Raw genomic sequence first — 22,255 nt, 5'->3', positions numbered from 1 at the left:
AATGGATCAGCGGAAAATGATGAAACTCGATTGCCCCTTGGGCAATGCATCGCTTGACTGCTTTTTAATTGAGCCTGGCGTTTCACGCGGCAGCGTGGTGATCTGCCCGGGCGGCGGCTATGATTTTTGCTCGCTGCGCGAGGCCGACCCGGTCGCGCACGCGTTCAACCGGGCAGGGTATCACGCATTTGTGCTGTGGTACGACTGTGAGGAGCCGCCGCTCGGCCTGGAACCGGCGCGCCAGCTTGCATGGGCGGTCACGGAACTGCGCAGGAATGCGGATCAGTGGGGCGTAAACCCGCGCAAGATCGCGGTATGCGGTTTTTCCGCCGGCGCGCACCTGGCCGGTACCCTGGGCGCATTGTGGCAGAACGACGACCTGTTTACCGGTTCCAAAGCGGAAGAACGGCGGCCGGACGCACTGATCCTGTCCTATCCGGTTGTCACGGCGGGGAAATACGCAAACCGCCAAAGCTTTGTGAACCTTGCGGGCGCGGATGCGGCCTCCCAGCAGAACTTTTCCCTGGAGACCATGGTGACGGAGCAGATGCCGCCTACGTTTATCTGGCACACCATGGACGACGACGAGGTGCCGGTACAGAACGCGCTGCTCCTCAGCCGCGCGCTGATGGCGGTGAACGTACCGCAGGAATTGCACCTGTTCCAGAACGGCGTGCACGGCCTGTCCCTTGCAACCGCGGACACCAGCGACCTTGCCAACGGCCGCGTCCCGGACGGGCATGTCGCCAAGTGGTTTACACTGGCGAGCGAATGGCTGACGGCGGTGTTTTCTTCCCGGAAGCAGGCGCGCTGATGGGGGAGCTTACGGCGCTGCCGAATATCGGCAAGACGCTGGAACGCGAGCTGCATGAAGTAGGGATCGACACCGCGGCTCAGCTGCGGCAGGCCGGTGCGGAGCAGGTGTGGCTGCGCCTTCTGGCGCGCGATCCATCCGCGTGCCTGCATCGGCTATATGCGCTGGAAGGCGCGGTGCAAAGCATCCGGAAAGCGGACTTGCCGGATGCGGACAAGGCGCGGATCAAGGCTTTTTACAACGAGGTCAAGAAGGGGAAATCAGATTGAATTATCAGGCTTATCCGGCATGGGCGCGCGCTGCGCGCGGAGAGGAGGCGGCCGAGACCGTTTTTAAAAACGGGCGCATCCTCAATGTCTTTACCGGCGAGGTCTTGCCGGGGGACATTGCCGTCTGCGGGGACACGGTTGTCGGCGTGGGCCGATACCAGGGCAAGCGGGAAATTGACCTTGGGGGCCAGTTTGTCGTACCGGGGTTTATCGACGCGCACTTGCATTTGGAATCCACCATGGTAACGCCGCCGTTTCTGCTCGAAAGCAGCGTGCCATGCGGCACGACGACCTATATCGCCGACCCGCATGAGGCGGCCAACGTCATGGGCTGGGAGGGCATCCGGTATTTCGTGGACAGCACCTGTAAAGTGCCTGCGAACGTATACTTTATGCTGCCGTCCTGTGTCCCGGCGACCCCATTTGAAATGTCGGGCTGTACATTTAGCGCGGCGGAAATGGACAAATATAAGGATTATGAACGCGTCCTGGGATTGGGCGAGGTGATGGACTATGTGTCGGTGGTCACCGGCGAGCCGGAGATGATGGACAAGCTGGCGCAGTTTGAAGGCCGCCCGCGCGACGGCCATGCGCCCGGCCTGTCGGGCGGCGACCTGTCCGCCTATGCCCTTGCGGGCATCCATACCGACCATGAGTGCATGACGTTTGAAGATGCGCTTGAAAAGCGCCGCATGGGGATGCATATCCATGTGCGCGAAGGCAGCGCCGGGAAGAACCTGGAGGCGCTCGTAGCAGGAATTGTCGAAAGCGGCGTCGATACCGCCGGTTTTTCCTTTTGCACGGACGACGCGCATATCGAGGACATCCGGCGGCAGGGGCATATCGACCACTGTATCCGGCGCGCGATCGCGCTCGGGCTTGCGCCCGCCAAGGCGTACGCAATGGCGTCCATCAATACCGCGCAGTGTTATGGGCTGCGGCATTTGGGCGCGATTGCACCGGGTTNCGCTCGGGCTTGCGCCCGCCAAGGCGTACGCAATGGCGTCCATCAATACCGCGCAGTGTTATGGGCTGCGGCATTTGGGCGCGATTGCACCGGGTTACCAAGCCGACTTTGTCGTACTGCGTGACCTCCGGCGTGTCGACATTGCCGCGGTTTACCACAAGGGCAAGGACGTCGCGGGGGGGTTCGCCGCCGCGCCCCCGCTTGCGCCGGACAGCCCGCTGCGCCACACCGTCCATGTCGCGCCGCTTGCGCCGGAGGCGTTCCGCCTGAAGGCAATGGAGGGCGGGCAGGACGTCATTGGGCTGATAGCCGGGCAATTGGCTACCGAGCACTTAACCCGCAAATTGCCCGCGCAAAACGGGTGGTTTGTACCGTGCGACGGGTTTAATAAGCTTGCCGTCGTGGAGCGGCATCATGCGACCGGTGCGGTCGGCGTTGCGCCGATCATGGGTTACGGGCTGCGCGGCGGCGCAATCGCCACAACCGTTTCCCATGACTCCCACAACCTGCTGGTTGCGGGGGATAATGACGCGGATATGCTGGCGGCGGTCGCAGAGCTTGCGCGCGTCGGCGGGGGCTATACGATTGTATCGCACGGGGAACCGCTCGCGACGCTCCCGCTTTCGGTTTTGGGCCTGGTCAGCGACCGGCCATATGAGGAAGTGGAGCAAAAGCTGCACCATATGATCAGCCTTGCGCGTAAAATGGGGGTGCCGGAGGGGATCGAGCCGTTTATTACGCTTTCTTTCCTGGCGCTGCCTGTGATCCCGGCGGTCAGGCTTACGCCGCGCGGCCTGTTCGACGTTGAGAAATTTGCATTTATCGCAGCCCAACCGGAGTAAGGACGGCGCAATGCCGCCGATACACGATAACGGCGTTGCCGTTTTAAAGGAGGAACAATCATGTTTGCTGAACTGGGAAACGACCTGAAAAAGGTTTTGCTGGCAGGGATCGGCGCGGTGGCGGTCACCGCGGAAAAGTCCGAAGAGGTGGTAAAGGAACTGGTACGGCGCGGGGAACTGACTGTGGAGCAGGGAAAGGCGCTGAATGAGGAGCTGAAGCATAAAATCAAGGAGACCGTGCAGGAAAAGCGCGCGGAACGGGAAAGCGCTGCGGCCGCCCCGGCGGTCGATGTGGAAGCCATGACGAAGGAAGAGCGGGAAGCCCTGCGGCGCAAGCTGGCAGAACTTGACGAGAAGGAGCAAAATGGCACGGAAAGCGCCGGCCAGTGAAGCACTGGAATATCACGGGCGGCTCCGTGAAATCCTTGCAATCCTGGCCAGGCATGAAATTGTAAAAGGGATATCGCCGGCGAAACTGCGCGCAATCGTGGAAGACCTGGGGCCGACCTTTGTCAAGCTGGGGCAAATCATGTCAATGCGGCGGGATATGCTGCCGGAAGCCTATTGTACGGAGCTTGCGCGGCTTAGGACGGATGTAAAGCCAATAGACTTTACGGATGTCAAACAGGTCATAGAATCGGAGTATAAATCGCCGGTACATGCGGTATTTTCTGAGCTTGACGAAGAACCGCTTGGTTCAGCCTCCATAGCACAGGCGCATGCGGCCGTCTTGCGGGACGGCCGGCGCGTTGTGGTCAAGATCCAGAGACCCGGCATCCGCGAGACCATGTCGCGGGATATCCAGCTCCTGCACCGGGCGTCCCGCCTGCTCAAACTCACGGAAGTGGGGGACGTGATCGACTTCAATATGGTGCTCGACGAGATGTGGGCGGTCGCGCAGCAGGAAATGGATTTCCTGATCGAGGCGCAAAATGCCGAAGAGTTCCGGGAGCGTAACCGCGAGGTCGCCTTTGTGGACTGCCCGCGGATCGAGCACCGGCATACGACCTCAAAAGTCCTTGTGATGGAGTACATTGAAGGCATCCCCATCGACCACCTTTCCGCGCTGCTTGCGGAGGAGTACGACCTGGAGGAGATCGGGCTGAAGTTTGCCGACAATTATGTCAAGCAGATTGTGGACGACGGTTTTTTCCACGCCGACCCGCACCCGGGCAACATCCGCATCCGGGACGGCAAAATCGTCTGGATCGACCTCGGCATGATGGGGCGGCTGTCCGTACGCGACCAAGAACTGTTCCGCGAGGCTGTTAAGGCGATCGTGCGGGGCGACGTCGACGCGCTTAAGGGCATCCTGCTGACGATCGGCGTCTGTACGGGCAAAATAGACCATGCGCGGCTGTATACCGATATCGACGGCTTCCTGACAAAGTACGGCAAAATGGAACTTGGCACCATGGATCTCGGCCAGATGCTGGAGGAGATACTGACCCTTGCCAAGCAGCACCACATCGCGATGCCCAAGGGGGTTTCGATGCTGGGGCGCGGCGTGCTGACGCTGGAAGGCGTGCTCGCAGTCATCAGCCCGGAAATCAACCTGGTCAAAATCATGGCGAACCGCCTGTCTTCCGAAATGCTGCAAGAGTTTGACCTCAAGCAGGAGCTGCGCACAAACGCCAGGCGGCTGTATGAATCCGGCCGGAAGGCGATCGACCTGCCCGCCCAAATGTCGGACTTGCTGCGCATGGGAATCAAAGGGCAGGCAAAGCTGAACCTGGAACTGCTCGGGTCGGAACAGCCGCTGTCCTCGATCGACCGCATGGTCAACAAAGTCATCAAGTGCATTTTTTCCGCGGCGCTCCTGATCGGCTCCTGTATGCTGTGTACGACGGATATGAAGCCGCGCATCCTGGAAATCCCGATCCTCGGCCTGTTGGGCTTTGCGGCGGCGCTCCTGATTGGTTTTTGGGTGCTGTGGGACATGCATAAAGACAAGAAACACAAAAATTAAAGCCCGGACAGGCCTAGCTGTCCGGGCTTCTTTTTTAGTGTTCCGCCCAATCCTGGCTGCGCCCGACGGCCTTGCCCCAGCCTTTCAGCAGATGGGCGCGTTCCTCCGCGGGCATATGGGGCGCAAAGGTCGTTTCGCAGCGCCAAAGCGACTGTAATTCGTTGCGGTCTTTCCAGACCCCGGCGGCCAGGCCGGCCAGATACGCCGCGCCGAGCGCGGTGGTTTCGTGGATCGCCGGGCGGCGGATGGTGCAGCCCGCGATATCCGCCTGGAACTGCATCAGGAATGCGTCGCGGCTGGCGCCGCCGTCCACGTTGAGTTCACGCAGTTCGATCCCGGTATCGCGCTGCATCGCATGAAGCAGGTCGCAGCTTTGATAGGCGATGGATTCCTGCGCCGCCCGGATAATATGCTCCCGGCGGGTGCCGCGTGTCAAGCCGATCAGGCAGCCGCGCGCGTACATATCCCAATAGGGCGCGCCAAGCCCGGTAAACGCCGGCACGAAATACACCCCGCCGGTGTCCGGCACCTTCTGGGCGTAATACTCCGCGTCCCGGCTCTCGCTGAGGAAGCGCATTTCGTCGCGCAGCCACTGGATGACCGCGCCGCCCACGAACACGCTGCCTTCGAGCGCGTATTGGACGCCGCCGTCCAGCCCGATCGCGATCGTCGTCAACAGGCCGTTATTGCTTTCACAGGGGACGGCACCGGTGTTCATGAGCAGGAAACAGCCTGTCCCGTAGGTGTTTTTCGTGTCGCCCGCCGCAAAGCAGGTCTGCCCGAACAGCGCGGCCTGCTGGTCGCCCGCAATGCCTGCAATCGGGATGCGGGCGTTCTGGATATCGGCATAGCCGTAAACCTCGCTGGAGGAGCGCACCTCCGGCAGCATGGCGCGCGGGATGTCCAGCGCCCCAAGCAGCGTATCGTCCCAGTCCAGCTTGCGGATATCGTACAGCATGGTGCGGGATGCGTTGGTGACGTCCGTGATATGCGCGGCGCCGTCCGTGAGTTTCCACACCAGCCAGGAATCAACCGTGCCGAACAGGATGTCGCCCTGTGCCGCGCGTTCGCGTGCGCCCGGCACCTGATTCAAAATCCATTTGATTTTTGTGCCGGAAAAGTAGGCGTCCGGCACAAGGCCGGTCGTCCGGCGGATGTACGGGGACAGCCCCGCGCCGCACAGCCCGTCCACGATCGGAGCGGTCCTGCGGCATTGCCATACGATCGCGTTGTAGATTGGCCGGCCGGTGTGCCTGTCCCACAGGATGGTGGTTTCCCGCTGGTTTGTGATGCCGATGGCGGCGATCTCCTGCGCGCGCACGCCGCTGGACGCGATCACTTCCATCATGACGGCATATTGCGAAGAATAGATCTCCATCGGGTTTTGTTCTACCCAGCCTTCGTGCGGGTATATCTGCGTCAGCTCCTTTTGCGCCACGCCGACGATATTTTGCTGTGTATCAAACAGGATGGCGCGCGAACTGGTCGTACCCTGGTCAAGCGCCAATATGTACTGCATCATATGCATATCCGCCCCTTTTCCGCTTATATAGTCTAACTATACTGGTTCGGGGCGGTCCTTGTCAACGGGGCGCCATGTTTTTGCCGAAAACAGGGAACGGGACATTGCACGCACCGGGCTTTTGTGCTATGATAACTGATAGGTATATTTTAATCCAGCACGATTCTGCATAAAAGGGGCAATGAAGCCATGCAATATCAGTTTTCGGATCGGATTTCCGGCTTGAAGCCTTCCGCGATCCGCGAAATCCTTAAAGTAACGCAAGACCCGTCGGTCATTTCCTTCGCGGCGGGCAACCCGTCTCCGGAGAGTTTCCCGGCTGCGGAAATGGCGGAAATCGCCACTGACCTGTTCCGGAACCGGGCGGGGGAAGCGCTGCAGTACGGCATGACCGAAGGGTATATGCCGCTGCGCCAGCAGACGGCCAAGCGGCTGCGCGAAAAGTACCGCATCGGGACGGACGGGGACGACCTGATCATCACGAGTGGCGGGCAGCAGGCGTTGGAGCTGGCGGCCAAGGTGTTTTTGAATGAAGGGGATACCCTCATCTGTGAAGACCCGAGCTTTGTCGGCGCGCTCAACGCTTTCCGGTCGTACCGCGTGCGTCTGGTCGGCTGCCCGACGGACGAGCTGGGCATGCGGATGGACATCCTGGAAAACCTGCTCAAGACACAGCCGCGTGTCAAGGTGATCTACACCATCCCGACGTTCCAGAACCCGAGCGGGCGTACGATGCCGGAATCCCGCCGGCGGGAAATGCTCGCGCTCGCGGAAAAATATAACGTCATGATCCTGGAGGACAACCCCTATTTTGAACTGCGCTACTCCGGGGAGCCTGTCCCGGCGATCAAGAGCATGGACGTAAACGGGCGCGTCATTTATGCGGGTTCCTATTCCAAGGTGCTTGCGCCGGGGATCCGGATGGGCTTTGCCTGCGCGCCGCGTGAGGTGATCGGGAAAATGGTGGTCGCAAAGCAGACGAGCGACGTGCATTCCAACCTGTTTTTCCAGATGGTCATTTCCGAGTACTTAAATAGATATGATCTCGATGCGCACATCGAGCAGGTGCGCGGCCTCTACCGCCACAAGCGCGACGTGATGCTGGACGCGATCGGCCGGCACTTTGACAAGCGCGTCAGCGTGACCCATCCCGACGGCGGCCTGTTCCTCTGGGTACAGCTCCCCGACGGCTGCGACGGGTTCGCGCTTTGCGAGCGCGCCGGCGTGCAGAAGGTCGCCGCGGTGCCCGGCGTTTCGTTCCTGGTCAACGATGAGATGAAAAGCCCGGGGATCCGGCTCAATTTCTCCCTCCCGTCCGACAGCCAGATCGAAACGGGGATCGCCATCCTGGGCAAAGTAATTGAAGACTATTTAAAGGAAGTAGAAGCATGAGCGAAAATACGATCGAACAGAAGAAGAAAACCATCTTCTCCGGCGTGCAGCCGAGCGGGAAGCTGACCCTGGGGAATTACCTCGGCGCAATCCGCAATTTCGGCCCGCTGCAGGAGGAATATAACTGCATTTACTGCGTCGTCGATATGCATGCCATCACCGTCCGTCAGGATCCGGCGACGCTCCGCCGCCAGACGCTCGAGGTGCTGGCGCAGTATATCGCCTGCGGCCTTGACCCGGATAAAAGCACGCTGTTTATTCAGAGCCACGTACCCGCGCATGCGGAACTGGCCTGGGTGCTGAGCTGCTATACCATGTTTGGCGAGCTTTCCCGCATGACGCAGTTTAAGGACAAGTCCTCCAAGCATGCGGACAATGTCAACGCCGGCCTGTTTACGTACCCGGTGCTGATGGCTTCCGACATCCTGCTCTATCAGACGGATATGGTGCCGGTGGGCGTCGACCAGAAGCAGCATGTCGAACTGGCGCGCAACATTGCGCAGCGCTTTAACGGCGTATATTCCGATACCTTTGTCATGCCGGAGCCGTATATCCCGCAGACAGGCGCAAAAATCATGAGCCTGCAGGAGCCGTCCCGCAAGATGAGCAAGTCCGACGAGAACCAGAACAGCTTTATCCTGCTCATGGACAAGCCGGATGATATTATGCGGAAATTCCGCCGCGCGGTGACCGATTCGGACACGCGCGTCGCACGCGGCGAGGGCAAGGACGGCGTCAATAACCTGATTTCGATCTACGCGCTTGCAACCGGCAAAACGCCGGAGCAGGTGGAAGCCGAATTTGAGGGCAAGGGCTACGGCGACTTCAAGCCTGCCGTCGGCGAGGCGGTCGTGGAACTGCTGCGCCCCATCCGGGAAAAGACAGAAGCGCTTTTGCAGGACAAAGGCTACCTGGAAAGCGTTTATAAAGAAGGCGCTGCAAAAGCCAACTATTTAGCCCGCAAAACGCTGGATAAAGTTTACCGGAAGGTTGGCTTTGTCAAGCGATAAAGTCCCTGTGCGCCGGTACCCCGGCGCACGGAGGTTGGAGAGGTAGTAGCAATTATGTCTGAATATCAGGTAATCGGGACAATTATTGCGGCTTTTGCCGTTGCGGGTGTGTTAGCCTATATTTTAACGCCGTTTGTCAAGCGGTTTGCCCACAAGGTCGGCGCGATTGACGTGCCCAAGGATAACCGCCGCATGCATAAGGTGCCGATCCCGCGCATGGGCGGCCTGGCGATCTTTATCGCTTTCCTGTGTGCAATGCTCATATTTGCTGATTTTGACGAACAGCTCCTGAGCATCCTGCTCGGCGCGACCATTATCGTCGTGCTTGGCATTTTTGACGATATTATGGCGCTGGGCGCCAAGCTAAAATTTGTGGTGCAGATCGTTGCGGCGGCCATCCCCGTCTGCGCGGGCGGGCTTAAAATCGCGATGTTCACAAATTTGAACCCATTTTCAGAAAACCCGTATTTTAACCTCGGCATTTTTGCAATCCCGGTGACGATTATCTGGATCGTGGGGATTACAAACGCGGTCAACCTGATCGACGGCCTGGATGGCCTGGCGGTCGGTGTTTCCTCGATCGCCGCGCTGACGATGCTCGCGGTCGGCCTGCTGACGAACGACATGGCCGTCGCCGTCGCCATGGCGGCGCTCACGGGCGCATGCATCGGCTTTATGCCATACAACATCAACCCGGCGAAAATCTTTATGGGCGATACCGGGTCGACCTTTTTGGGGTATATGCTTGCGACCATGTCCATACAAGGCATGTTTAAGTTTTATGCGGTGATATCCTTCGCGGTGCCGTTCCTGATCCTCGGCCTGCCGATTTTTGACACGGCCTTCGCGATCACGCGCCGCGTCCTGTCCGGCCGCAGCCCGATGAGCCCCGACCGCGGCCACGTCCATCACAGGCTGATGGATATGGGCTTTAACCAAAAGCAGAGCGTCGCAATCCTTTACGCGATCAGCGGCACGCTCGGGTTGGCCGCCGTCGTATTGACCTCGCGCGGCGAAGTCAAGGCGATGGTGCTGGTACTGGCCGTAATCATTGCGATCGCGGTGGGCGCAAAAATCGTCCTGAGTGTGGACAAACATCTCAATGCGGAGCACCACAACACGGCAGGGCAGCCCAACCTGCCGGAATCTGAAGAAAAGGATACAGAATCAGATGAAAAAGATTAAAGTAATGACCGTTTTCGGCACCCGCCCAGAGGCGATCAAGCTGGCGCCGCTGGTGCGTGCGCTCGAGCAGGGGGAGCATACGGAAAGCATCGTCTGCGTAACCGCGCAGCACCGCCAGATGCTCGACCAAGTGCTCGATATTTTCAAAATCAAGCCCGATTACGACCTGGATATCATGCAGCCGCGGCAGACGCTGGCGCTGATTACGGAAAAGTCCCTGCACGGCCTGGACGCCGTGCTGGAGGAGGCGAAGCCGGATATTGTGCTCGTACATGGCGACACCTCGACGACGTTTGCCGGCGCGCTGGCCGCGTTCTACCACAAGATCCCGGTGGGGCATGTAGAGGCGGGCCTGCGCACCTATGACAAGTATTCGCCGTTCCCGGAAGAGATGAACCGCAAGCTGACCGGCCAGATTGCGACGCTGCATTTTGCGCCGACCGTCCGCAACCGCGACAACCTCGCGCGGGAGGATATCCATGACGGCGTGCTGGTGTGCGGCAATACGGTCGTGGATGCGATCCATATGACCGTGCGGGGGGAGTTTACCTTCCGCGACGAGCAGCTCCAGGCGCTTGACTTTGCCAAGAACCGCGTTGTGCTTGTAACCGCGCACCGCCGTGAAAACTACGGCGAGCCGATGGAGAATATCTGCCGTGCGATTGCGGAGCTGTCCGCTGCCTATCCGGACGTGCATTTTGTGTACCCGGTGCACCTAAGCCCGTACGTGCGTGAGACCGCGGAAAAGTACCTGGGCGGCAACCCGCGCATCCACCTGATCGCGCCGCTTGCGGTCGATGAAATGCACAACCTGATGGCGCGTTGCTATATGATCATGACCGATTCGGGCGGGTTGCAGGAAGAGGCGCCGTCCCTGGGTAAGCCGGTGCTGGTGCTCCGTAAGGAGACCGAACGCCCCGAGGCGATCGAGGCGGGCACGGTAAAGCTGGCGGGCGTAGACCAGGGGGAGATCGTGCGCTTGGCGCGCGAGCTGTTTGACGACCCCGGCGCGTATCACGCGATGGCGCACGCCGTCAACCCCTATGGCGACGGCAAGACGTCCGAACGTATCGTGCAGGCGATCGAGCAGTATTTCGGCCTGCGCGAGGACGACCCCGCGCCGTTTTGCCCGTAACATCCCCGGCTTGATTGGAGGAACCGCATGAAACCCAAAGTGACGACGCCCTTGCTTGCCTCAATCGGCGCGATGGTGATGGTGGGTACATTGTTCCTCAGCTTTTATGTGTCGACCAGCGCCTACCGCGCGGACGGGACGGGGATCGTCCTACCCGGCGAGGTGGACAAGGCGCCGGTAGCCGACACAGAGGTGCAGCACAAGCAGGACGACGGGCTGGACGGGATCAAGATTACGCCCGACAACGTGCAGCAGACCATCGCGTCGCTGGACAGGCCGGACGCCTATAGCTGTACCATTGAAAACACGCTTTACTATGGCCAGTCCAGCCATACCATTTCCCGCAGGCAGACGGTCAAAAATGGCGTTTGCCGTACGGATGAACTGAATCCCTCCGGGTCGATCGTGCGCAGTACGATCCAAAGCGGCGATAGGCTCTATGCGTGGCAGACCGGCAGCAGCACCTATTATGAGGGGAAGGCGGGCGCATTTTCCGTGGACGCCTCCGGTATGCTGCCGACTTATGAGACAGTCATTGCACTGCCGCGTGAAACGCTCACCGAGGCGGGGAGCGTCAATCTGGACTACGAGCCCTGTATCTACGTCGGCGCGCAGGACGGGGGACACCGGAGCGTATATTATGTGTCGGCGGTGACCGGCCTGCTCAAACGGGCCGACATCTTTGAAGGGGAACGTCTCATCCGCAGTAGCGTGATGACGATGGTTTCCACAGAAACGCCGGAGGATTCGGCCTTTGCCCTGCCCGGCGGCGCGCTGGCCGAAGGCATCGGCAATCCATCAGGAACGGAGTAATGACAAAGCATGCAGGAAGTAGCATTTACCTGGTCAGCATTTGGCGAGTTGCCGGATGCGGCGCACGATATCCGGAACAGGGTATTTGTGGAGGAGCAGGGGTTCCAGGAGGAGTTCGACGAAACCGATCGCCGGAGTTATCATATCCTACTCATGCTGGACGGCGCCGCCTGCGGTACCGCCCGGATATTTTGGGATCAAAAGCCCGTGATGCGTTTGGGCAGGCTCGCGCTGCTGAAACCCGCCCGCGGCGGCGGGCACGGCAGGGCGGTGCTGGAAGAGTGCCGGGCGCAGGCGCGCCGTATGGGCGCGCACAGCATGGTGCTGGATGCGCAGATGCGGGCGAAAGGGTTTTATGAGGCATGCGGTTTTACCGCAGTCAGCGATGTATTTTTAGAAGAAGGGTATCCGCACTACCGGATGGAGTGCAGCCTTTAGGAGAGGTAGCCATGGCCAATTATTTAGGGATTTCAGATGAAATTTACGCGCTCGGCAAGCAAGCCGAGCGCTTTATCGCGCCGTATATGGCGCGTATTGACGAAACGTGCGATAGCAACACGGAAAAGGTGCTTGCAGCCTTCCGCAAAAACAGGGTTTCAGACAACCTGTTTGCGGGAACGACCGGGTATGGCTATGACGACCATGGGCGTGACACGCTCGACCGCATCTATGCCGATATCTTTTGCACGGAGGCGGCGCTTGTACGGATCGGATTCGTAAACGGCACGCATGCGCTGTCCTGCGCGATGTTCTCCGCCGTCAAAACGGGGGATACCGTGCTGTCCGTGACCGGGCCTGCCTATGACACGCTACAAAATACCATCACCGGTGATATGTGCGGCAGCATGAAAAGCTACGGCATCGGCTACCGGCAGGTCGACCTGAAGGACGGCCTGCCCGACCTGCCCGCCATTGGGCAGGCGGCGGCAGACCCGGCGGTCAAGCTGGTGTTCATCCAGCGCAGCCGCGGCTATGCCGTGCGCCAGACGCTGTCGTGCGCCCAGATCGGCGAGATATGCGGGATTGTGCACCGGGTAAACCCGGGCGCGGTTGTCATGGTGGACAACTGCTACGGCGAGTTTGTGGAAACAACCGAGCCGACGCAGTTTGGCGCGGACCTTATAGCAGGCTCCCTCATCAAAAACCCCGGTGGCGGCCTTGCACCCACCGGCGGCTATATTGCAGGCCGGGCGGACTTGGTGGAAAACGCCGCGTATAAGCTGACGGCCCCCGGCATCGGCGGGGAATGCGGCTGCACGATAGGGCAGAACCGCCTGCTGTACCAAGGCCTGTTTATGGCGCCGCACATCACCGCGCAAGCGCTCAAGACGGCGGTTTTTTGTGCAAAGGTTATGGAACTGCTCGGGTATGAAGTCAGCCCAAAGGCGGAGGATACCCGGTATGATATTATCCAGACCATCGCGTTCGGCGCGCCGGAGCCGCTTTGCCGGTTCTGTGAGGGCATCCAGTCGGGCGCGCCGGTGGATTCCTTTGTCACGCCGGAGCCTTGGGCGATGCCGGGGTATGACGACCCGGTTATTATGGCGGCCGGGGCGTTTGTCCAAGGCGCGTCGATCGAGCTTTCCGCAGACGCGCCGATGCGGGAACCCTATGTGTGCTATATGCAGGGCGGATTGACCTATTCGTCCGGCAAGGCCGGCATCCTGCTTGCGGCGGAACGTTTAAAAAAAGCCAAATAGCACGAAAAAAAGGCGGGATTTTCCCGCCTTTTCTCACTTTTAAACGATCTAGCGGTTTATATTGAACGAACCCTTTTTTTGTGGTATAATAGCCGCACACGGCTAATCATACCGGGGAATTAGAAATTATACTGCGGCGCGGGCGTGCATGGGAAACCGGTACGGCGTTCACGCCGGGACAGAAGGAAAATGGGCAAACAGTATGGTTATTATGGGAATTGACCCGGGATACGGCACCATAGGTTATGGTTTTGTAAAGTACGACCAATATAAATTTACCCCCATCCAGTATGGCGCGATTACGACGGGGCCAGGCATGCCGATGCCGCTGCGCCTGTGCGAAATTTATGATGACCTGAACACCCTGCTGGATACGTTCCATCCGGAAGCTGTGGCGGTGGAGGAGCTGTTTTTTAACACCAATATCACGACCGGCATCCAGGTCGCACAGGCGCGCGGCGTCATCCTGCTGGCATTGGCGCAAAAAGGGCTGCAGCCCGCGTCGTATACGCCTTCCCAGGTCAAGCAGTCCGTGGTCGGCTATGGCAAGGCCGAAAAAAAGCAGGTCATGGAAATGACGCGCGTGATGCTGGGGCTTTCCAAGGTACCGCGGCCGGACGACGCCGCCGATGCGCTGGCGCTGGCAATCTGCCACGGGCACGCCCATCAATCTCAGATATATGAGGGAAGATAATGTTTTATTATGTTGAAGGCAAGGCCGCCCTGGTGGAACAGGGGCTTGCCGTGGTCGATTGCGGCGGCGTGGGCTATGCCTGCCATGCGTCGCAAAATACGATATCTGCAATTAAAGTGGGGCAACAGGCGCGCCTTTATACATATCTATATGTAAGGGAAGATATTTTCGACCTCTACGGTTTTGCCGACCAGGAAGAGCTGTCCTGCTTTAAAATGCTGATCGGGATTTCCGGCGTAGGCCCTAAGGCGGCGCTGGCGATCCTGTCCGTCGCCCCGCCCTCCAGGCTGGCGCTTTCTATTATCACAGGGGATGAGAAGCTGTTGACGCAGGCGCCCGGGATCGGTAAAAAAATTGCCCAGCGCATCGTGCTGGAACTGCGGGACAAAATGGCAAAGGAACAGATGGAGAACCCGGTCGCGCAGTCTGCGGCGCCCACGCTGGTACAGGCCGGCAAGGGCGGCGGTGTAAACCACACGCAGGAGGCGGTCGCCGCACTTATGGTGCTGGGCTACAGCCAGGCGGAAGCGTTCCACGCCATGGAAGGGCTGGCGCTGGACGGCATGGAGGCGGAAGACATCATCCGGCAGTGCCTGAAAAAGCTCGCCGCACAGTAAGGGAGTGGTAATTTGAGCATTGAATTTTCCGGGGGCATGGCGGACGACGAGCGGATCGTCTCCAGCCGGCAGTTGGACGATGACGATACGGAAACCTCCCTACGGCCGCGTTCCATGGGGGATTATATCGGCCAGGAAAAGGTTAAGGATAACCTTTCGATCTTTATAGAAGCCGCCAGGAAACGGAATGAACCCCTCGACCATACGTTGCTTTACGGCCCGCCGGGCCTGGGCAAGACGACGCTGGCGAATATCATCGCCGCTGAGATGGGCGTCAATATCCGCGTCACCTCGGGACCCGCCATTGAAAAGGCAGGGGATTTGGCCGCGCTCTTGACAAATTTAAGTGAAAACGATATCCTGTTTATCGATGAAATTCATCGCCTCAACCGCAGTGTGGAGGAAATCCTCTATCCCGCGATGGAGGACTATGCGCTGGATATCATCATCGGCAAGGGGCCTTCCGCCCGCTCGATCCGTTTGGATTTGCCGCGGTTTACGCTGATCGGCGCGACTACGCGCGCAGGGCAGATGACCTCCCCGCTGCGCGACCGCTTCGGCGTGATGCTCCGGCTGGAGCTTTATTCCCCGGAGGAACTTCAAAAGATCGTCGACCGTTCGGCCGGGATTTTGGGTGTGCCAACGGTGAGCGACGGTTCTTTTGAAATTGCCAGGCGTTCGCGAGGCACCCCCCGTATCGCAAACCGGTTTTTGCGCCGGGTGCGTGATTTTGCCGAGGTTTGCGGCGACGGCGTGATCACGCGCGAAATCGCGGATATAGCGCTGCGCGCGCTGGAAGTCGACGCGCTGGGGCTTGACCGGATCGACCGCCGTATGCTGCGGTGTATCATCCAGAATTTTAGCGGCGGCCCGGTAGGCCTGGAAACGCTTGCCGCCGCAATCGGCGAAGAGGCGATCACGATAGAGGACGTCTATGAGCCGTATCTGATGCAGATCGGTTTTTTAAACCGCACGCCGCGCGGCCGTTGTGCAACGCTGCTTGCGTATGACCACTTGAAGCTGGAGCCGTCTGACGGCCAGCAGCGCCTATCATAGCAATCTCAAGTCCGAAAATGGAATGCAGTTACTTTCAGGAAAGCAGGGTGTTGAAATTTGGGTAAATATTTTGGTACAGACGGCGTAAGAGGCGTCGCAAATGTTGAATTAGACGCATTATTGGCGTTTAGGATCGGCGCGGCGGCGGCGTATACGCTGACGCAGGAGCGCATCGGCGGCGGCAAGGCGAAGCTTTTGATCGGCAAGGATACGCGTATCTCTTCGGATATGCTGGAAAACGCCTTGGTCGCTGGCATTTGCTCCGTCGGCGCGGATGTAGAGCTGCTCGGCGTGATTCCCACGCCGGCCATCGCATACCTTACCATTAAGCACAAGGCGGACGCGGGGATTGTGATCTCGGCAAGCCACAATTCCTATGAATATAATGGGATCAAGATCTTTTCCGGCAGCGGCTACAAGCTGTCGGACGAGATTGAAAACCGCATTGAAGCCCTGATTGATGATTTTGAAAGCATCCCCAAGGTCAGCCACGACAAGCTTGGCCGGGTGCTTAAAAGCGCGATCGATCCGGTGGTCGAGTACACCGACCATGTCAGCGAAACGATTGAGGGCGACCTGAGCGGGCTGCGGGTCGCGGTGGACTGTGCAAACGGCGCATCCTCGACGACGATTATCCGTCTGCTCCGCCAGCTCGAGTGCAGCGCGGAAGTGCGTTTCTACGAGCCTGACGGGATCAACATCAACGACAATTGCGGTTCCACGCATCTGGGCAATCTGAAAGAACGCGTCAAGAACGGCAACTTTGACCTCGGTATTGCATTTGATGGCGACGCCGACCGCTGCCTTGTCGTCGACGAGACGGGCGAGGAATTGGACGGCGACCGCATTATGGCCGTCTGTGCGGCGCGTATGAAGCGGGAAGGCAAGCTGCGCGGCAACGCTTTTGTTGCGACTGTGCTCTCCAATATGGGGCTGCACGCCTATGCGAAGAAGCAGGGGATGGAAATCGTCTGCGCGAATGTTGGCGACCGCTACGTCTTGGAAAAGATGCTGGACGGCGGCTACATCTTGGGCGGCGAGCAGTCCGGCCATGTGATTTTCCTGGAGTACGCTTCCACGGGCGACGGCGAGCTGACTGCGGTACAGTTTATGAAGATCCTGAAGGACAGTGGCAAAAAATGCTCTGAAATCGCGGCCGAAGTTATCCCGTTTCCACAGCTTATGATCAATGTAAAGGTTCCAAACGACCAGAAGAAGGTCATTGCCGACCGGCCTGAGGTAAAGGAAGCGATCCAGAAAGCGGAAACCGCGCTTGGCGAAGGCCGTATCCTGGTGCGCCCGTCCGGCACGGAAGCGCTGGTGCGCGTCATGGTCGAAGGCCTCGACGCGGGGCTGGTAGAAAAAATGGCAAAAACAGTTGCGCAAACGATTGAGAGTATCGTATAATAGGGAATCATAACGTGCATCGATGGAGCGGCATGATATGACCTGATGGTCAATCCGTGCCGCTTTTTCCCTTGTTAGGAGGTGGATCACATTCTTACAATTGCATAGCAAAAAGCGCCAGAGCTGCGGCGTCATGAACCGCAGCTGACGAGGAAAGGGTTCATCGAAAATTCGGCGGGTGCCCTTCGGCCATCAGTGGGTTGGTCGTCAGCAAACCTTTAAAACCCGGGAGCGATCCCGGCGACAAAGAGGTTATGCAGATACGCACTATTTTTATGCCCAAAATTGGGGAGCAATATTTTTTAGTGTCATGGAGGAAAACATTATGTGTGGCATCGTAGGGTTTACCGGCAGGGAAGGCGCACTGCCGATTTTAATCAGGGGCCTGTACAGCCTGGAGTACCGCGGTTACGACTCCGCCGGTATTGCGGCCTTTACGAAAGAGGGGCTGCGTGTGATCAAGACGCGCGGCCGGATCAAAAACCTGGAAGATAAAATTATTGCAGAAGGCGGCCTGGACTGCACCTGCGGAATCGGGCACACGCGCTGGGCGACGCACGGCGGGCCTTCCGACCGCAACTCCCATCCGCACCTTGGCGGCAAGGAAGGCAAGGTTGCAGTCGTACATAACGGCATTATTGAAAACTATTTGGAGCTTCGCCAGCGCTTGGAGGCGCACGGTTATGAATTCCATTCCGAAACGGATACCGAGACCGTCGCCCATCTGATCGATTACCTGCATACGGGCAGGCGGGAAGATCTGGCGATGACGGTGCTGAAGGCCGTCGGCCGCCTGCGCGGCTCGTATGCGCTCGGTGTGGTGAGCATGGATAACCCGGAGGAGATCGTCGCAGCGCGGCGTGATAACCCGCTGGTCATTGGCCTGGGCATGGGGGAAAACATGATTGCATCGGATATCACGGCGATCATCTCGCGCACGCGAAAGTACATCATCCTGGACGATAACGAAGTGGCAATCGTGCGTCCGGACGGCGTCGTTGTGATGAACGAGTTCGGCGACGAAGTGGAGAAGGAAATCCACACGGTTACCTGGGACCTTTCCGCCGCGGAAAAGGGCGGTTACGAGCATTTCATGATCAAGGAGATCATGGAGCAGCCCCAGGCGGTCAGCAGCACGGTGCGCCCGCGCGTGCAGGAAGGCGCGGTCCGGTTTGAGGAACTCGGGCTGACGGAAGATCGCCTGCGCAAGGCAAAATATATCCATATCATCGGTTGTGGCTCTGCGCTGCATGCAGGCATGGTCGGGAAGCACGTAATTGAATCGATGTGCCGGATACGCTGCTCTGCGACGGTAGCGTCGGAGTTCCGGTATGAAAACCCCATTATTTCGCCGGATGACCTGTGTATTGTCATCAGCCAGTCCGGCGAGACGGCGGATACGCTCGCGGCGATGCGCCTGGCGAAGGAAGCGGGTGCATTTACGCTTGCCATTGTCAATGTCGTGTCTTCCACTATTGCGCGGGAAGCGGACGGCGTACTCTATACCTGGGCCGGCCCGGAAATCTCGGTGGCCACCACGAAGGCCTATTCCGCACAGCTTTCCGCCCTGTACCTGATAGCGGCGAATCTCGCCCGGATCTGCGGTACCATCGATGCGCAGGAAGAGGCGCACATCTGTGACGAACTCTTTGCCCTGTCCGACCGCATCCGTCAAACGCTACAATGCAAGGAGCAGATGCAGTATGAAGCTTCGCTCTATGCCAACCGCACACATGTATTCTTTTTAGGCCGCGGCTTGGATTATGCGGCTGCGCTCGAGGCGTCACTGAAGCTCAAGGAAATTTCCTACATCCACAGCGAGGCGTACGCGGCGGGCGAACTCAAGCACGGTACCATTTCGCTGATTGAAGAGGGGACGCTCGTCGTCGCGCTGGCCACGCAGCCGGCGCTCTATGAAAAGACGGTGTCCAATATCCGCGAGGTTGTGGCGCGCGGCGCGGCGGTCATCCTGGTCACGACAGAGGATTTTGACGGGGATGCCAGCCAGTGCCAGCAGGTAATCCGTCTGCCCAAATGCCAGAGCATGTTTTCCGCATCGCTTTCGATCGTGCCGCTGCAGCTCCTAGCGTATTATGTTTCCGTGCAGCTTGGTTTGGATGTTGATAAGCCGCGAAATCTTGCAAAATCGGTTACCGTCGAGTAGGGGACTGCGTACAAACGGGCAGGTGTTGTAGAATCCGCACAAAAAGATTTGGCATATAAAAACAAAAAACCATAAGATTCACAAAAACTCTTGACATAATCCTGTAGGGCTTATATAATAATATCAATATGAAATATGGAAATGATAGCAGCAATGAAGCAAATTGCCTACCTGAAGAGGCGCTTTTATGCAAAGCCGCTAGTTTAGGGGACAATGACGCAATGGAACAGTTGGTACACCGGTATTCCCGCTTGGTGAAAACGTGTGCACGGCCGTATTTTCTTGTAGGCGCAGATGGTGAAGACCTGATTCAGGAAGGTATGGTAGGGCTGTTGCGGGCAATACGCGAGTATGACGCTTCCAAGTCGGTGCCGTTTGAGGCATTTGCCCGGCTTTGCATCACGCGCAGGCTTTATTCGGCGGTGCGCGCTGCGGCTTCCCACAAACATGAAATGCTGAACCATTCCATATCCATAGAGAAACCTCTGTTTGACGACAATGCGGAACCCCGCCCCCAGGTGGCAGAACCGATTTCAGATCCGGAATCGTTGGTCATCGGCATGGAGGAGCACCGGGAGAGGCTGAAGCAGCTCCTCGGCTCACTGTCTATCTTCGAGGCAAAGGTTTTGAGGCTTTATCTTGACGGCTATTCTTACGAAGAAATGGCGGGACGGCTGGATAAATCCATCAAATCCGTGGACAATGCCATCCAACGCATCAGGCGGAAATCGGCAGCTATCAATCCTTAGGCGAATGCAGGGAAAGTCCTGTACGCAAATATAATTTTAGTGTTCCGCAGCGAACCAAGGTATCAAAGAGAGGTAGAAAACATGTACGAAGACAAGACTTTAGTATGTAAGGAATGCGGCGCTGAGTTCGTATTCACCGCTGGCGAGCAGGAGTTCTATGCAGAGCGTGGCTTTATGAACGAGCCTCAGCGTTGCAAGTCTTGCCGTGATGCAAGAAAAAATGCGGCTCGTGGCCCCCGTGAGTACTTTACTGCTACTTGCGCTTCTTGCGGCGGTGAAGCAAGAGTTCCGTTTGAGCCCAAGTCTGACCGCCCGGTATATTGCAGCGAATGCTTTGCAAAGATGAAGGCTGAGTAATTAGTTTGGACTTCAAAATCCCCCATCCCTTCTGGGACGGGGGATTTTATTTGCGTAAGCAGCAAAGGCAGCACAAAAGGTAAAAGGCGCTACCTTCACGAATTCGCTGGCAAAAAAGCGCACCATATAAAATACGGTGCGCTTTTTTCCACTCTATAGGTGCTTTTTAGGCGCGGTTCACGATACGCATTTGTAGCGCCTCCATGATGTCCAAGGCTTTTTCATGCAGGGCGTCGTCAAAACTGGCGCACAGCGATGCGTCAATGGTAATTTGGGCTTCCGGCCATTGCGCCTGCAGCATGACGGCGTTGGAAAGCACGCACATGTTGGTCACGACGCCGACCATCATAATATCAGATATCTCCCCGATCTGCCCGGCAAGGCGCGTAAGTTCAGCGGGCGGTATCCCGAAACCCGGTTTATAGGCCTGGAACAGCTGCCCGTTGGAGCAGGTTTCGCAGCAAAGCATCTGGGTTTTGCCGTAAAGCCGCCATCCTGGGGTCTGGGCAATGCAGTGCTGAACCGGCAGCGCGCGCCCCTCGCGGGTGGAAAGGTAATCCTCGCCATGCGTATCAAATGTGAAGAGGACATAATCCCCCATAGCCAGATACGCTTGCGCCAAATGGGCAATACCGTCATCCAGCGCAGCGGCTTTAGGGAAACCAAGGGCGCCATCCACAAAATCGTTTTGATAATCTACGATCACTAGCAGTTTTTTCATGATCCTCCACCCTTTCATTCTCCTGTTAAGCCCATCATAGCACGGAACACAATCCGTGGCAACTATATTTTTTTTATGGTATAATAACCTACATAGTGCGGCTGCTCCACGCATAAGGTGGAACATGTGGGGAGGCAGAGACTATGAAAATGTGGACACTGCGGATACGCACAGTACTGTGGGGCGGCATTGCGGTGGCGCTGGCTGCAGTGATCGCGGTCTTTTTCCGGACGCAGGGTGCAGCCATGGCATTTTCGCCATGGGCGGATGAACGGACGCTGGTAATCGACGCCGGGCACGGCGGGTTTGACGGCGGGGCGATTGGCTCCGGCGGCACGACGGAGCAGCATATCAATTTGAGCGTCGCGAAACGGACGCAGGCGCTGGCGGGCTTCTTCAGCATCCAGACGGCCATGACGCGGAGCGATGAAAATGCGCTGGGTTACCAGCCGGGACGCGCGATCCGGGAAAATAAGGTTGCGGATATTAAGATGCGCGAAAAGATTGTGAATGAAACGCCGAATCCGGTGTTCATCAGTATACATCTAAACAAATTTGAACAGGGAAAGTACTGGGGTGCGCAGGTCTTTTATTCCAAAGGCAATGAAGAGGGGATGCCACTCGGCGAAACTGTACAGCAGTGCCTGATCGACGGCCTCAACAAGGAAAACCACCGTAAGGCCAAACAGGCCGCGGATACGATTTACCTGATGAAAAAGCTGCAGTGCCCGGCAATCATTGTCGAATGCGGGTTCCTTTCAAACCCGGAGGAAGAGCAGCTTCTACAACAGACGGAGTACCATAAGCGCCTGGCAATCTGTATTGTCAGCGGTTATTTACAGCATCTGGCGTCGACGGACGCTTAGCGGAGG

23 protein-coding genes are annotated in these 22,255 nt (G+C 58.1%); 21 read left to right on the top strand and 2 right to left on the bottom strand.

Annotated elements, in window-relative coordinates; all coding sequences use genetic code 11:
- The first annotated feature begins 1 nt into the window (after position 1).
- From CZ203_RS11295 to CZ203_RS11275, 6 genes are all read left to right on the top strand, one after another.
- Positions 2-814, top strand: coding sequence for an alpha/beta hydrolase (locus CZ203_RS11295; RefSeq protein WP_087066199.1), 813 nt, complete (start codon positions 2-4; stop codon positions 812-814).
- Positions 814-1,083, top strand: coding sequence for a TfoX/Sxy family protein (locus tag CZ203_RS11290; RefSeq protein WP_087066198.1), 270 nt, complete (start codon positions 814-816; stop codon positions 1,081-1,083). Before CZ203_RS11295 ends, CZ203_RS11290 begins: the two co-directional genes overlap by 1 nt.
- A gap of 239 nt (positions 1,084-1,322) precedes the next feature.
- Positions 1,323-2,174: an amidohydrolase family protein gene (locus CZ203_RS15390; protein ID WP_456236201.1), complete on the top strand. Its 852-nt coding sequence runs from the start codon at positions 1,323-1,325 to the stop codon at positions 2,172-2,174.
- A complete protein-coding gene (locus tag CZ203_RS15385) occupies positions 2,083-2,892 on the top strand; it encodes an adenine deaminase C-terminal domain-containing protein (protein ID WP_328588165.1) in 810 nt (269 codons plus the stop codon). Before CZ203_RS15390 ends, CZ203_RS15385 begins: the two co-directional genes overlap by 92 nt.
- Positions 2,893-2,952: 60 nt before the next feature.
- Positions 2,953-3,282, top strand: a complete 330-nt coding sequence (locus CZ203_RS11280) for a phasin family protein (protein ID WP_087066197.1) — start codon at positions 2,953-2,955, stop codon at positions 3,280-3,282.
- Positions 3,257-4,861, top strand: a complete 1,605-nt coding sequence (locus CZ203_RS11275) for an ABC1 kinase family protein (protein WP_087066196.1) — start codon at positions 3,257-3,259, stop codon at positions 4,859-4,861. Before CZ203_RS11280 ends, CZ203_RS11275 begins: the two co-directional genes overlap by 26 nt.
- A gap of 34 nt (positions 4,862-4,895) precedes the next feature.
- Here the strand turns inward: CZ203_RS11275 and glpK are convergent, their stop codons facing one another.
- Positions 4,896-6,383 carry a glycerol kinase GlpK gene (glpK, locus tag CZ203_RS11270; RefSeq protein WP_200809476.1) on the bottom strand — a complete coding sequence of 496 codons (1,488 nt, stop codon included), beginning with the start codon at positions 6,381-6,383 and terminating at the stop codon, positions 4,896-4,898.
- 189 nt (positions 6,384-6,572) lie between these two features.
- Between glpK and CZ203_RS11265 the strand changes: the two genes are divergently transcribed.
- The 14 genes from CZ203_RS11265 to CZ203_RS11200 all read left to right on the top strand — a co-directional run bounded on the left by CZ203_RS11265 (position 6,573) and on the right by CZ203_RS11200 (position 20,662).
- Entirely contained in the window at positions 6,573-7,775 is a 1,203-nt protein-coding gene (locus CZ203_RS11265) for an aminotransferase-like domain-containing protein (RefSeq protein WP_087066194.1), read from the top strand.
- A complete protein-coding gene (trpS, locus tag CZ203_RS11260; RefSeq protein WP_200809475.1) occupies positions 7,772-8,785 on the top strand; it encodes a tryptophan--tRNA ligase in 1,014 nt (337 codons plus the stop codon). Before CZ203_RS11265 ends, trpS begins: the two co-directional genes overlap by 4 nt.
- A 54-nt stretch (positions 8,786-8,839) precedes the next feature.
- Positions 8,840-9,970 carry a glycosyltransferase family 4 protein gene (locus CZ203_RS11255; protein ID WP_087066193.1) on the top strand — a complete coding sequence of 377 codons (1,131 nt, stop codon included), beginning with the start codon at positions 8,840-8,842 and terminating at the stop codon, positions 9,968-9,970.
- A complete protein-coding gene (gene wecB, locus CZ203_RS11250) occupies positions 9,957-11,105 on the top strand; it encodes a non-hydrolyzing UDP-N-acetylglucosamine 2-epimerase (RefSeq protein ID WP_087066192.1) in 1,149 nt (382 codons plus the stop codon). The genes CZ203_RS11255 and wecB overlap by 14 nt, the downstream gene beginning before the upstream one ends.
- A gap of 27 nt (positions 11,106-11,132) precedes the next feature.
- Positions 11,133-11,918, top strand: coding sequence for a hypothetical protein (locus CZ203_RS11245; protein ID WP_087066191.1), 786 nt, complete (start codon positions 11,133-11,135; stop codon positions 11,916-11,918).
- A 9-nt stretch (positions 11,919-11,927) separates the two neighbouring features.
- Positions 11,928-12,356: a GNAT family N-acetyltransferase gene (locus CZ203_RS11240; protein ID WP_087066190.1), complete on the top strand. Its 429-nt coding sequence runs from the start codon at positions 11,928-11,930 to the stop codon at positions 12,354-12,356.
- 11 nt (positions 12,357-12,367) lie between these two features.
- The gene (locus CZ203_RS11235) at positions 12,368-13,618 is read left to right on the top strand and encodes a methionine gamma-lyase family protein (protein WP_087066189.1); all 1,251 of its coding nucleotides are present in this window, start codon (positions 12,368-12,370) and stop codon (positions 13,616-13,618) included.
- Positions 13,619-13,820: 202 nt separating this feature from the next.
- A complete protein-coding gene (ruvC, locus tag CZ203_RS11230; RefSeq protein ID WP_087066188.1) occupies positions 13,821-14,312 on the top strand; it encodes a crossover junction endodeoxyribonuclease RuvC in 492 nt (163 codons plus the stop codon).
- Positions 14,312-14,929, top strand: a complete 618-nt coding sequence (ruvA, locus tag CZ203_RS11225) for a Holliday junction branch migration protein RuvA (protein ID WP_087066187.1) — start codon at positions 14,312-14,314, stop codon at positions 14,927-14,929. The genes ruvC and ruvA overlap by 1 nt, the downstream gene beginning before the upstream one ends.
- Before the next feature lie 12 nt (positions 14,930-14,941).
- Positions 14,942-15,985: a Holliday junction branch migration DNA helicase RuvB gene (ruvB, locus tag CZ203_RS11220; RefSeq protein WP_235847511.1), complete on the top strand. Its 1,044-nt coding sequence runs from the start codon at positions 14,942-14,944 to the stop codon at positions 15,983-15,985.
- A gap of 57 nt (positions 15,986-16,042) precedes the next feature.
- Complete coding sequence (glmM, locus tag CZ203_RS11215) at positions 16,043-17,392, top strand: phosphoglucosamine mutase (RefSeq protein WP_087066186.1); 1,350 nt, start codon at positions 16,043-16,045, stop codon at positions 17,390-17,392.
- 325 nt (positions 17,393-17,717) lie between these two features.
- Positions 17,718-19,556 carry a glutamine--fructose-6-phosphate transaminase (isomerizing) gene (glmS, locus tag CZ203_RS11210; protein WP_087066185.1) on the top strand — a complete coding sequence of 613 codons (1,839 nt, stop codon included), beginning with the start codon at positions 17,718-17,720 and terminating at the stop codon, positions 19,554-19,556.
- Between the two features lie 221 nt (positions 19,557-19,777).
- Positions 19,778-20,305: a sigma-70 family RNA polymerase sigma factor gene (locus tag CZ203_RS11205; RefSeq protein WP_235847510.1), complete on the top strand. Its 528-nt coding sequence runs from the start codon at positions 19,778-19,780 to the stop codon at positions 20,303-20,305.
- An 81-nt stretch (positions 20,306-20,386) separates the two neighbouring features.
- Positions 20,387-20,662 (top strand): zinc-ribbon domain containing protein, encoded by a 276-nt coding sequence (locus tag CZ203_RS11200; RefSeq protein ID WP_087066183.1) that lies wholly within the window; start codon positions 20,387-20,389, stop codon positions 20,660-20,662.
- Positions 20,663-20,828: 166 nt separating this feature from the next.
- Here the strand turns inward: CZ203_RS11200 and CZ203_RS11195 are convergent, their stop codons facing one another.
- Positions 20,829-21,383 carry a cysteine hydrolase family protein gene (locus tag CZ203_RS11195; RefSeq protein ID WP_087066182.1) on the bottom strand — a complete coding sequence of 185 codons (555 nt, stop codon included), beginning with the start codon at positions 21,381-21,383 and terminating at the stop codon, positions 20,829-20,831.
- 143 nt (positions 21,384-21,526) lie between these two features.
- Between CZ203_RS11195 and CZ203_RS11190 the strand changes: the two genes are divergently transcribed.
- Positions 21,527-22,249 (top strand): N-acetylmuramoyl-L-alanine amidase, encoded by a 723-nt coding sequence (locus CZ203_RS11190; protein WP_087066181.1) that lies wholly within the window; start codon positions 21,527-21,529, stop codon positions 22,247-22,249.
- The last annotated feature ends 6 nt before the right edge of the window (positions 22,250-22,255 follow it).

It is taken from the genome of Intestinibacillus massiliensis (assembly GCF_900155735.1).
Classification (GTDB): domain Bacteria; phylum Bacillota; class Clostridia; order Oscillospirales; family Butyricicoccaceae; genus Intestinibacillus; species Intestinibacillus massiliensis.
This window is presented reverse-complemented; position numbering and strand designations above follow the sequence as displayed.